This is a genomic window from Rickettsiella endosymbiont of Litargus connexus, from assembly GCF_964277335.1.
Lineage (GTDB): Bacteria > Pseudomonadota > Gammaproteobacteria > Diplorickettsiales > Diplorickettsiaceae > Aquirickettsiella > Aquirickettsiella isopodorum.
This window is the reverse complement of record NZ_OZ195516.1, coordinates 602,688-615,609: the sequence shown is the minus strand read 5'-3', so window position 1 is coordinate 615,609 and position 12,922 is coordinate 602,688. Positions and strand designations below refer to the sequence as shown.

Here is a 12,922-nt window from a genome sequence, read left to right as displayed (position 1 = left end):
TTTCATTTAAAAACTATTTAAAATATAAGTTATTTAATTTAATTAATTTAATCTTAATGCTATTGTGAATATAAAATTGACCTGATATTCTTATATTTTATTATAAGTAAAACAATAAAAAAAGTAAAATAAAAATTACTTAAATAATTAATTGTTTTTTCATAACATAGAGGGATAATCAATGTTAAATGAATATCAAGTGGATCCTGCCTTTAACAAAAATCTTGTTTTTTCTTTTGAACCTGCACCAGAAATAAATACGAATAAACTACCCGTTTTAGCTGAGAATTGGCTAGATGATTTCCAAGAAATTATTTGCCAATCAGATAGCACATTACCAAAAAATATTTTAGATCATCATTTAAATGAAACCTCCGATTACCGTGCCAAAAAATCTCTGCGAGAACAATTACAACTTATTTATCATCGCTTAAAAGGAAATTTAGACTCAGAATTAGATATACTTTCGACGGATAATCGTGACGCTATCATTAGTCAATTAACTGACGAAATACTACACTGCACCGAAGGTTTTCATAACCGCGTTAATATTATTGTTGACTCATTTCACAAGCCGCGCAATTTAGGCGAATTACTATGCGCCGTACGTAAAGAAATAGTTCAAGAAGTCGCCTCAACACTAACAAAGGAGATTCATGCCTGGAATCGCGTTAGTGTCATTGCAGCGAGCGATGGCTTAGGCGTAAAAGCCAATTTTCCTGAGGACCATTACTCAGGCGATTTATCAGAAACTTTAATTAGACGTACTTTGCAACAAACATTTTATAAAAACTTCACGCCTTTTAATTTACCCAGTTTATTAATCACTGCATTTATAGAATTCATTCCCGAATTAGAAATTGAGAAAAATAATGAGCATGGCATAACGTTGCAAATGAGGAAAAAGATCGTTAGTCTGATTAAACGTTTTTTACCTAACTATATCAATGAAATTCCTAATAATAAAAATAATTGGCAAAAGTATTTTAAAGCTTTTTATGACAAAAAAGATCCGTCAATTTTTAGTTTTGTTAATCTCGATTGGGAAAAATTGTATCGATCTTTTTACAATGCGCTATCTCATCAAAAGTATTTTACCAATCCGAAAATAAAAACATTGTTTGATAGTGCTTGTTATAATTTATTCTTAAAAAAAACTCCCGTCCATGAAACCGCAGAACTGATTTCCCAACTACTTAAAGAAGAAAGATATTCTGATTTATTAGAACAATTAGTCGAATTAAGCACTCGATTTCCAAATTATTACCTACAGTTAAGCAAAAAGAATATTTTTACTAAAAACTCTCTAGCTCTCATCGATCATTTGACACGACAATTAAGAATTAGTCGTGAATATTCCTCAGAAATTATGCAAGGTTTTCATTTAATCCTTCACTTAGATTTACGCCGTAAAAATTTTATCATTGGAAAAATAGCTGATTTGCTCGTTTCAAAAAATCAAGCGGACTTTAACCCATTGATGTTAGCTGCATTTAATAACCCTGATCTGGTAAAGGATATCCTAGATTTTCTCAGAACGCATGCAAGCATTATTACCGCCCACGATGCTGAAATACCAAAAAAAATATTTTTAATGAAAAATAAAACTAATTTGAATGCGTTAATGATAGCCGCTATGCATCATTCTGATGCCGTAGAAATGATACTGGACTTTATAGGAAGTCATATCCAAGAATTAGATGATCATCTATTACAAGAATTCTTCTTAGAAAAGCAAGCCAATAATTACAATGTGTTAATGTTAGCCGCAAGCAAGCAAGCCGAAGCGATGGTCACTATTTTAAACTTTTTAACGACCCATATTGGACGCTTTGCAAATGATACATTACGCCACTTATTTACGCAGCAGCAAAAGGATAGTTATACCGCTGTGACCTTAACAGCACGCGATCATCCTGATCGTGTACAAAATATTTTATCTTTTATAACCAATCATATAAAAATTGACAGTGAAATCTTACGTAAACTCTTATTTACTGAATATTCAAATGGAACCTGTACGGCGTTGATGTTAGCGGTAAAAAACCAAATCGATGCCACCTACTCTATTCTAAGATTCATTTCTGCCAATATTGAAAATTTTGATTCTAAAATTTTAGATAAAATGTTTTTAACAAAAGATCAAAATAATTTTACTATTTTAATGTTAGCCGCACGTTATCAGCCTAAAGCTTTAGAATTTATACTTGCATTTATTGATGAAAACATTGCTTTTTTTCCTGTAAAAAATCTTCCCGCATTTTTTATAGATAACAATTCCGATAACTATAATTGCTTAATGCTTGCCGCTGAATACCAACCTATCTCTGTGCTCCCTATTTTAAACTTTATTAGTAATAAGTCTGAAAGCTTTAAACCCTACTTAGAAAAAATAGTGTGGACAAAAAATAAAAAGGGCTACAATAGTTTGATGCTAGCACGTCATCATCCTGAAGTCATGGCCTCTCTTATTAATTTTATTAATACGCAATCAAAAGAGATCGTATATTTCACTTTAAATAAAATTTTCTTAGAAAAAGACGACTTGAGCTTAACGTTTTTGATGCTATTAGCCAGAGATAAAGCCTCCTCTTTAAAATTTAGCTTTGAATATATTGAAAAACACTCTCCGCTCTTTCTTAGGGAAATTTTACCTCAGTTACTCCTTGAAAAAAATGAATTAGAATACAATAGTTTAATGTTAGCTGCGCGTAATCAGCCGGATGCTGTCGAACATATCCTAAATTTCATCCAAAATCACCCTCAGTTTTTTTCATCGACGTTTATTAGCAATCTTCTGTTAGCCGATGACAAAAATAAAACGAGCACATTAATGATAGCGGCACGGTATCAGCCAGAAGCTGTCAAAGTTATTCTCAATTTTATCCAAAAACAAACTCATATGCTTTCATTCACCTTTCTTAATAAACTACTGTTAGCACACGACGAATATGGCGTTAATGCATTAATGACTGCAGCGACTTACCAACTTAATGTGATTGATCTCCTATTAGATTTTTTAGCTCAAAATATTAAGTATTTCAGTAACGATGCCCTATATGAATTTGTTTTTAAAAAAATTCATGATAAAGCGGCAGCCATGGCGTTGTTTTTTGGAGGTGGTTATAATTTTAAAAAAAGTGTCTTGTCAGTCATTACTCAACTCAACGATCGGACGGCAGCTAACGTCTTGTTAAAGTTTATAGATAACCATATTGAAATATTGGGGATCAAAATCTTCGTTGATTTACTAACAGAACAAGACGATAAAGAAAATTATATTTTCCAGACGGCATGCTCCCAATATCCTTTTATCATGAAAAAAGTCTTAAACTTTATTGCCAACTCAGAAAATAGTGAAGCCTTAATGCCTATTCGTGGCTTATCCGCCTATTTTATATTCGAACAGATCTCTCGATGGTCAATAGAAACGACTGCTGATAAAAATTTAGTCGATAAAGTTCTATTGAATTGCTCAGCATTATTATTAATTTATTTTAATAAAGATTATTTTGCTAAAAGGCCTAATAATTTGCAACTCGTTACTGATAAGTTATTTGACTGTTATTTAAACGAACTCGAAGAGCAAAAAGCCCAGAAAATAATCTACACCACTAAATTTTCATTTTTTAATTGGCGCTACTCTACAACGCAAAAAATAGAAGCAGCACTCTCCTTAAAAAAAGCTTTAGTTACACAAGAAATGGATAAAACATCCGTTTTAATGAAACTCAAAGACCAGTATTCTATTTTATCTTCCTATCCTCCTCTTTGTAATCTATTTGCTGCCTACCAAGAAAGCTATAAGCAGGCTGAGCAGGCTAAGGAAGTAGATGAATTAACTTTGGAAAACGATGCCGTACATCGTCAATTCGATGTGCCGGCTTACCATCTATAAACATTTAATTTAAAATTTTTTAGTCAAAGAAAATCCGTATTTTCTTTGACACGAAGTGAATCAAATTGAAACAAATTAAGCGTTAATGCGGGTAGGCTCGAGGAAGTTTACTCGTAAAACCCAAATAAAGTGCAATAATAGCCATCAAGAGATAGAAAAAACTATCGGAAATAGTAATGTGTACGATACCTAGATTACCATTTATGGCAAAACTCCAAATCGCTACCGCAGCAAAGATGCATCCAAAAAGCTTAAAATACAAACGCGCATAAAAGATAGAACCACTAGCAGACAAAGCAAGCAGACCGACCAGTATATAAAAAAGATTCAATAAAATAGCAACCGTAAAAAAATTGAACAATACATGATTGGGAGCAATCGCTGGAATGAAGCCCAATAAGCCTAATAGAATAAAAACAATAGCAAAGATTAAGGCCATACCTCTTAAGAACACGCTGAAACTCCCTTTACAACGTTTGGCTTTTGCTACCAAAGTCTCGAGTATAGTTTACTTTTAAAAATTAGCAAATAAGCCATACGTCTTAAATAAGATGACTCTGATCGCTAAAAATGTTTAATTATTAGGCATTAGGATGACAAATCTATATTTACCCACAGATTCTGTGAATAACTTTGTGGACAGCGTTGGGGGAAGCTAGTAAAAACCTTTATTTATAAGTCATCGTTACAATTTGTACAAGCTTTAAACAAAAGAAAAAAAATGTCTTTTTTCAAATAGTTATTTCCTGTCAATCAGAAAATTACTTTTAATGCTGTTAAGATTGCATAGAATAAATTAAATTAAGCTGACTTGTGCAAAAGTCCTGACCATTCTTAGCTAAACTTAGCGTTGTCAATAGGTAGTCTATGGAAATTTATAACAAACTTTTCAATCGGTTAAATCCAGATGATTTATTACTAACAGGCAATAAACGCTTAATTCCTTTTTTACAGAAAACTTACGCGCATTATCAACAAAAACAAAAAAAACAAATTTGGTCTACACCGAAATTTTTTACTTTTACACATTGGTTAGAAACGCTTTGGGAAAAACAATTCATTGAAGAAACCGGTTTCTCTTTGCGCTTACTCAACAAACACCAGGAATGTGTACTATGGCAAACGATTATTCAGCAATCGGCTTATTTTTTTTTAGATACGGCCCATACTGCAAAGAAAGCCCAGGAAGCTTGGCAATTAGTACAGCAAACGCAACTTGATTACCGATCTCCTCTTTTTAAACAATGTAATGAAACCGAAACCTGGCAAACATGGGCCAATCATTTCGTAAATCTTTGCCAAAGCCAGGCTTATATTGATTTATCGAGTGTCATTAATCATCTGATCCTATTATTTAACAAGAAAATTTTAAACCCTCCGCAGCGTATTTTTCTGATAGGATTTAATGAAATAAACCCACAATACCAAAAACTGCTCGGCGTCTTACAAGAACTACATTGCCACATCGATCATTACGCACCGATTTATCCAAGCGCTAAACCACAACGTCTACGCTTAAGCGATAAAGAAACCGAATGTCATAACATGGCACTCTGGACTTATCAATCCTGGCGACAAGGTAAAAAAAATATCGGCTGTGTTATTCCCAATCTAGTCGAACAACGTACTCATTTACTTAATACCTTTACCGACCTATTTACTGAATTGGCGCCTCAGAGCATCAATCCTCCTCCCTTTAATATTGCTGCGGGTAATCCACTGTCTGAATTTACATTAATTCAAACCGCAACTCACATTCTTAGCTTAGAGTCCGTCAATGCATTTCCGAAAATCAATCAATTATTACGCTCACCCTACGTAGGAGGTTCTCAACAAGAACAATCACAACGTGCACAACTTGATATTTATCTGCGTTGCACTGCTGAGAATAAACTGAGCTTAGATCAGCTACTTAAACTCAGCCAGCAACAAGCCTGTCCTCTTTTTAGTCATTTAATCACTCATCTCATTCATTTAATAAAGAAATATCCTATCCATTTTTTAGCTAAACCCAGTTTTTGGTCAGACTATTTTGCTAAAAAACTTTATGCTTTTTCTTGGCCTGGAGAACGTGTATTAATCAGTAGCGAATTTCAATTGCTGGAACGTTGGTCTGAATTATTAACTCAGTTGGCTAGTTTAGATTTTATTCTTGGAGAAATCTCACATGCAGAAGCATTACAGCAATTACATGAATTAATTGCGAATACCTTATTTCAAACTAAGACATTGCATGAACCGCCTATTCAAGTATTAGGATTACTGGATACGGCAGGCATGTATTTTGATGCCTTATGGGTGATGGGACTCGATGACAGAACCTGGCCAGCCGCTGCAAAGCCTAATCCTTTTATTCCTTATGCTTTACAGCGCACCTATCAAATACCTTATGCCTCCAGTGAACGTGAATATTATTTTGCATCGATGTTGACAAAAAAATTACGTGCCTGTGCAAAAACTCTTATTTTCAGTCATGCGGCACAACATCTGGATCAGATTTTATGTCCTAGTGTTTTGATTAAATCTATACCAGAGACTGAATTAAGTGATCTGAGTCTACCCAGCTACCAAACTTTTGCTAAAAAAATAATGGTTAGTCAACAATGGGAATATTACACTGAGGAATCCGTGGCAATAGCTGATGCAGATAGCTTTTCTGCTGGTACACAGCTCTTGCAATCGCAAGCGGCATGCCCATTTCAAGCCTTTGCGCGCTGGCGTTTAAAAGCACGTTTTCAACCATTCCCGCAAAACGGACTTAACGCACGAGAACGTGGCATACTCCTACACCAAATCTTGGAACAATTTTGGAATAAGGTGAAAAATCAAGAAACCTTATTAGCGCTAACACCCCGCGCGCTCCATCAACACATCAATACAGCAATTAACTATAGTTTAAACCTATTTAGTAAAAAACGACCGCTTGTTTTTAAAACGCATTTTATTAACCTAGAACGACAACGTTTGCAATCTTTATTAAATAACCTCATTGATTTAGAAAAACAACGACCCACTTTCAGACAAACACAACATGAAAACAAACGACAATTAACACTAGGCAAGTTGTTGCTGTCATTACGCATCGATAGACTTGATCAGCTTAATCCAATGGAATCTATGATTATTGATTATAAAACCGGCAAACCGAGTAAAATAGATTGGTTGGAAGAACGTTGTGATTATCCGCAATTACCGTTGTATTGTTTAAGCTATCCAGAAACCGTGCGTAGCTTTGCCATCCTACATCTACGTAGTAATAAAATTACACTGCAAGGAATTAGTGCAGAAGAAACTGCACTAAAGCAACTCACACCCTTAAAAAAATTAAAAACTTCCGTCGTCTTAAACCATTGGCCAGACCTACTTAAACATTGGCAAGCTTCCTTAGAAAAACTCGCCATAGAATTTCAACAGGGGATTACGCAAGTTAATCCGAAACAGGGTGCTCACACCTGTCGACATTGCGATTTGCAGTTACTTTGTCGTATTAACTCTCTGCAACTTAATGTAACAGTCTCATGAAATCTCCATTCCAGTTAGTCGACTCGGATCAACGCCAGCGAGCACTCGATCCTAACGCATCGTTTATTGTGCAAGCACCCGCTGGATCCGGAAAAACAGAATTATTAGTTCGCCGTTATCTGGTGTTATTGGCGCGCGTAGCATGCCCAGAATCAATCATTGCGATTACTTTCACACGTAAGGCCGCTAACGAAATGCGCTTACGGATTATGCACGCCCTAGAGCAAGCACAAAACATTGAACCAATCGCTAGTAAAAATAACGAACGATATTATTTAGCCCAAAAAGTGCTGGCACAGGATCAAGCCTTAAACTGGAATTTATTAAGCAATCCCAATCGACTGCGCATACTCACCATTGACAGTTTTTGCCAATCCTTAACTCGACAAATGCCTTTACTTGCTGGGTTAGGTGAAAAATTGACACCCGTCGATAATCCTGAATGGTTATATCGCTTAGCCACACATGAATTACTCAACCAGCTCGAAGATAAAGTGCCTTGGCAAGCCTCATTAAGTCATTTATTGAGTCATCTCGATAATGATTTTCAACGCGTAGAAAATTTATTCATTCCAATGTTAACGCGACGTGAACAATGGTTAGATTATTTATTGCAACATCAACAAGATTTACGCAAAGACTTAGAACACGCTTTATTTAACATTAATCAAGCATTGGTCGAAAAATTAAATCAACTCATTAGTCAAGACGTTGCACAAGAACTTTTTCAATTGCTCAATTTTTCCTTACAGCAGCGCCAATTAACACCTTTAGTTCAGCACAATGATTTAAAATTTTGGCAAGCAGCGGGTCATTTATTGTTAACGGAAACCCACACCTGGCGTAAACAATTACGAAAAACTGAAGGTTTTGCTGCGGCTAATGAAAAAAATAATCTCGAAAAAACTGAAATTCAAACACTAAAAAAACAATTATTGAATTTAATTACCCACTTAAGTCAACAAAACTTAGTACAAGAAACTTTAATTGCTTTAAACCGAGCACCACCTCAACACTACTCAGAGGCGCAATGGCAGATTCTCAAGTCACTCTTTGAATTATTGCCGATTTTAGTGGCGCATTTAAAGTTCATTTTTCAACAGCAGAAAAAAGTCGATTATACCGAGATCTTACTCGCCGCAAGCGCTGCGCTAGGACAACCTGAAAACCCCACTGACTTAGCCTTGGCTTTAGATTATCAAATTCAACATTTACTCGTGGATGAATTTCAAGATACTTCCAGTACGCAATTCCATTTAATTGAAAAATTAATTGCCGGCTGGGAAAAGCAAGATGGTCGCACATTATTTTTAGTGGGTGATCCGATGCAATCGATCTACCGATTTCGCAAAGCCGAAGTCAGTTTATTTTTAGACGTACAACGACAAGGCATCGGTTCATTGCAACTCCAAACGTTACGTTTAACTGTTAACTTCCGTTCGACCTCTGGCATCGTCGATTGGGTCAATCGGCATTTTAGTCAGTTATTACCCGCCACACAAGATATGCAATCCGGCGCAGTCTGTTACTCGGCCGCTAATGCTTACTCACAAGCGACACAAACGGATACCGTAGATACCTACTGGCAACTCGCCAATGATTCTGCCTCGGCAGAAACCGCAGAAGCCGATCAGATCATAAAAATTATTCAAAAAATTAAACTTAACGATCATCCCGGCTCAATCGCTATTTTAGTCCGTGCACGTAGCCATTTACGCAGCATTTTAACTGCCTTGCGCAGCGCGGCAATTGCTTATCAAGCCATAGAGATCGACAGTCTCGCCGAAAAATCAGCGGTGCAGGATCTTTTAAGCTTAACCCGAGCACTGCATCACTTAGGTGATAGGATCAGCTGGCTCGCCTTATTACGGTCACCCTACTGCGGCTTATCGTTAAGCGATCTTTATCAAATTACACAATTTAATGATGAAAACCAAACGATTATTAGTATTTGGCAACAACTCCAGCAATTTGAAAAAATTTCTCTTAGCATAGAAACTAAACAACGTTTACGCCGCATCGTGCCGATTTTACAACAAAGCTTGCAACAACAAGGACGTATTCCTTTCCCGTTATGGGTCAAACAAACCTGGTTACAATTAGGCGGGTCTACCACTTTGTCAAACTGGGAAGAAATGGATGATATTCAGGCTTATTTAAATTTTCTAGATAATAAAATTAAAGTCGAAGGCGAATCATTCGATTCTTTTAAATTAGGTGATGAATTAAGTCACATTTACACACAAACCACCTCGACAACTGGCGCTCAAGCAATCGAAGTCATGACACTACATAAAGCCAAAGGTTTAGAATTTGATCATGTGATCTTACCTGGTTTACATCGTCGTAGCCGTCCTGAACCCTGCCCTTTATTATTGTATAGTGAACAAATGCTTGGGCAACAAAAAAAAGATTTTTTACTGGCACCGATACCTGCCAGTCATGAAGAACAAAATTTAATTTATAATTATCTGTTGCACGAAGAAAATAAAAAAAACACCGCGGAATTAACACGTTTGCTTTATGTCGCCTGTACTCGCGCCAAGAAATCATTACATCTATTAGCAACGTTAACAAAAGACACCTCTGGAGAATTTAAATCCCCGGCGCCACAATCTTTGTTAAGTCAGTTATGGCCGGTTTTAGACATCCAGGCAAAAGACGTGTTAAGCAATGCTTCCATACCCACTCGTACAAATCTACCTGCTCAACCTTTATTAAAACGTTTACCCGCCGATTGGCAGTCTATTCCTAATAATCAATTTGAGACACACGCTGAGATAAAAATCAACGCTTATTCCTATCAATGGCTCTTACATCCAGAACGCATACTAGGAACGGTCATCCATCGTTTATTATATCAAATCAGTCAAGATGGTTTAGACCGATGGAATAGAAAAAAAATAAGTACCTCACAAGCGATGTTAGGCAGTTTACTGACACAATACGGCCTGTTAGACTCCTATCTACCGCAAGCTTTAGTGACACTCAACACTTGCTTAGAAAAAACCTTAGCCGATCCGCGCGGGCGTTGGATTTTAAATCAGCAGCATCTTTCACCACAATCAGAATATGCAATAACTGCTCTACTCCATGGCAAATTGGAAAACTTTGTCATCGATCGAACGTTTATTGATCCCATTACTCATATACACTGGATTATTGATTATAAAACGACGGATTATCAAGGAAATAAACCCGAAGAATTTTTAAAACACGCCATGCAACAACATCAACAACAATTGAATCGCTATGCGCAAGCACTGTTGTTGGATACACAATATTATGCCCGCCAGACGCGCTGTGGATTATATTTCCCACTCACCTCATTGTGGTGCGAGTGGAAATTTACGGAAGTGTCTATCACTGAATCGAGCCAATAAATTTAGTTTATTACAAAAATACTTACCGACATTCGGGTATCCTTATCGATGTTGAAGTAGGCATTTTATTTGAATCGTTTTTTCCATTGCCTTTAAAAAAAATAAATGCACTCGATCGGCTATTTTCTAAATTATTAATTACTTCTGCTTGTTTTTCATGATGGAGATTAATTTTATTATTAAAAAATTCTATAATTTTATCAAAAATAGTTTGAGTTAATACTTTGACTTTTAAAAATGCAGCGCATAATCTATTTAATAACGAGTCTGAAGGCTCCTCTGTCGAATTCTCAGATATCCGATTTTGCTGATCATACCGCTTAGCTTTATTATATATTTTTAAAAACTGAGAAAAGTGTTCTTGATCTAAAATATTTGAATGACTAAATTTAGAAAGTACCTGAAATAAGTGCAGCAAATCAGCTTTTTCTAAGTTAGTAATAGGGGTAAAATTATCCTGAGTTAAAATAGCCGCTTTATCCAATAAAGAAATTACATCCGATAACGTTTTAATATCAAAATCTGCTTTTTCTATTTTATCAATATTCTCATGCGTTAATAGATTTTTTAAATTAATGGCCAAATCAAAGTTTTCTTGAGTTAAGACTTTTGATTTATCTTCTACTTGTATAAATTGAGCCAGCACTTCGAGATCAAGCTCAGAATTATCGAGCAATTTATCCAGATTAGCTTGGTTTAAAAGAGGATCGGTCCCCCCACTTAAACTGAGTTTATTGAGTACACTAGAAAATAGTTTACTATTTAGTTGCGTTTTAGCATTAACTTTATTTAGGTTCTCCTCCATAAGTAAATCAAAGTCATTCAACCTTACCCACATTTTAGCCATTTCGAAAGCATCGGCATGCGTTAAGCTAACGTAAATTGCATCCATATTAGTAGAAAAATTAACGGTTTGGAAAAAATCGGATTGCTTGAGAAAAAACTCTACTGCCTTAGAAATTTGAAATACTGGCGAGATCGTTAAATGCTCAAAAGATGGGAAAGTTAATAGTGTCAGTATTTTTAAATAAATTCCATTTTCTTTTTTTTGTATAATTTTTTCCTCCAGCAATCCCTCTAGTTTAAATGTTATGTCAGTATTTTCAGAAGCTAAGTCCCTAAATGTTTTTTGCGGGAAAGATTGTTTTGGGAGTTTTTTATCGAGAAGTTCTTCCTTTAGAAATTGGTTAAATTTTTCGAAAAATAGTCTATACGCTTGCCTATCCGTTTGCTGGCTATTAATAATATTCTGCATATTTCGTAATGCAGCGGAGCGTGAAAAATATCTAATAATCCCATCGTGCTTTAGACTCACCTTCTTAATCTCTAAAGCGGTCTTAATAATTTGAAAAATTTTATTGTGATTTATGAGTTCTTTCATATTATTCTCCGATGCAACGCACTGGATCTCAGTGCCTAGTGTATAGAAGAAGCCTTAAGAAACACTTAAATATCAAGGTTAGTAAAAATACGATTTTTTATGCTGAATTGGATTTATTCAATCAAAAAAATAACTTTGTAAATTTTTAAATTTAAAAAAGCGTATGCAAAAATTTAAAAGACCGCTTTCATTAATAAGCTAATCTGTGTATGTAAGGCCTCGGTTGCACTATGCCAATGGTTATGAAAAAGATAACCGGCACCAATAAACAGACTAACCCATACAACCGCACCAAGATACGCAAACACAGCAAAATAGCGAAAGGGTAATTTTAACGCCCCAGCCACATAGCCAGTCAAGTGTCGAACGCCGGGAATAAAATAACCGATCACTAACGCCCATTTACCGAAGCGTTCAAACCAATTGTGTGCAAGCTGATAACGCTTTTCGGTTAATCCGATATATCGCCCCCAACTTTGACTCAGATAATGACCTGTGGCTAAACCTAGACCATAACTACCGCTGATACCGCAACAACTTCCCGCATAAGCGGCTAGTAAACTTGGAACTATGGCTAGTTTTCCTTTGGCCATTAAAAATCCTAATAATAATAGTAAAGATTCTTCTGGTATGGGTAAGGCAAAAACTCCTAATCCAAACCAAACAAAAATCGCCAGACTACCATAGTGATTTAACCAAGGTAAAAAATGATCCAGCAAAGCGGGTAAGGACATAAAA

At 35.6% G+C, this 12,922-nt stretch carries 6 protein-coding genes; 3 read left to right on the top strand and 3 right to left on the bottom strand.

Annotated elements, in window-relative coordinates:
• The first annotated feature begins 181 nt into the window (after window positions 1-181).
• On the top strand, window positions 182-3,898 hold the full coding sequence (locus ACICP9_RS02675; protein ID WP_395498639.1) for a hypothetical protein: 3,717 nt from the start codon (window positions 182-184) through the stop codon (window positions 3,896-3,898).
• An 82-nt stretch (window positions 3,899-3,980) separates the two neighbouring features.
• Here the strand turns inward: ACICP9_RS02675 and ACICP9_RS02670 are convergent, their stop codons facing one another.
• On the bottom strand, window positions 3,981-4,337 hold the full coding sequence (locus ACICP9_RS02670; protein WP_395498637.1) for a DUF4383 domain-containing protein: 357 nt from the start codon (window positions 4,335-4,337) through the stop codon (window positions 3,981-3,983).
• A 428-nt stretch (window positions 4,338-4,765) separates the two neighbouring features.
• On the opposite strand from ACICP9_RS02670, the gene ACICP9_RS02665 reads away from it, so the two are divergent.
• On the top strand, window positions 4,766-7,420 hold the full coding sequence (locus ACICP9_RS02665; RefSeq protein WP_395498635.1) for a PD-(D/E)XK nuclease family protein: 2,655 nt from the start codon (window positions 4,766-4,768) through the stop codon (window positions 7,418-7,420).
• Window positions 7,417-10,803: a UvrD-helicase domain-containing protein gene (locus ACICP9_RS02660; RefSeq protein ID WP_395498633.1), complete on the top strand. Its 3,387-nt coding sequence runs from the start codon at window positions 7,417-7,419 to the stop codon at window positions 10,801-10,803. Before ACICP9_RS02665 ends, ACICP9_RS02660 begins: the two co-directional genes overlap by 4 nt.
• A gap of 22 nt (window positions 10,804-10,825) precedes the next feature.
• On the opposite strand, the gene ACICP9_RS02655 is transcribed toward ACICP9_RS02660, so the two are convergent.
• Together ACICP9_RS02655 and ACICP9_RS02650 are read right to left on the bottom strand one after the other, a co-directional pair.
• On the bottom strand, window positions 10,826-12,184 hold the full coding sequence (locus tag ACICP9_RS02655) for a hypothetical protein (RefSeq protein WP_395498631.1): 1,359 nt from the start codon (window positions 12,182-12,184) through the stop codon (window positions 10,826-10,828).
• A gap of 173 nt (window positions 12,185-12,357) precedes the next feature.
• A complete protein-coding gene (locus tag ACICP9_RS02650) occupies window positions 12,358-12,918 on the bottom strand; it encodes a DedA family protein (protein ID WP_395498629.1) in 561 nt (186 codons plus the stop codon).
• Between the last annotated feature and the right edge of the window lie 4 nt (window positions 12,919-12,922).

What these genes read in the sequence shown, in the direction of transcription:
- ACICP9_RS02655 (WP_395498631.1), bottom strand. Translation starts at nt 12,184, where the DNA reads ATGAAAGAACTCATAAATCACAATAAAATTTTTCAAATTATTAAGACC.
- ACICP9_RS02660 (WP_395498633.1), top strand. Translation starts at nt 7,417, where the DNA reads ATGAAATCTCCATTCCAGTTAGTCGACTCGGATCAACGCCAGCGAGCA.
- ACICP9_RS02670 (WP_395498637.1), bottom strand. Translation starts at nt 4,337, where the DNA reads ATGGCCTTAATCTTTGCTATTGTTTTTATTCTATTAGGCTTATTGGGC.
- ACICP9_RS02650 (WP_395498629.1), bottom strand. Translation starts at nt 12,918, where the DNA reads ATGTCCTTACCCGCTTTGCTGGATCATTTTTTACCTTGGTTAAATCAC.
- ACICP9_RS02665 (WP_395498635.1), top strand. Translation starts at nt 4,766, where the DNA reads ATGGAAATTTATAACAAACTTTTCAATCGGTTAAATCCAGATGATTTA.
- ACICP9_RS02675 (WP_395498639.1), top strand. Translation starts at nt 182, where the DNA reads ATGTTAAATGAATATCAAGTGGATCCTGCCTTTAACAAAAATCTTGTT.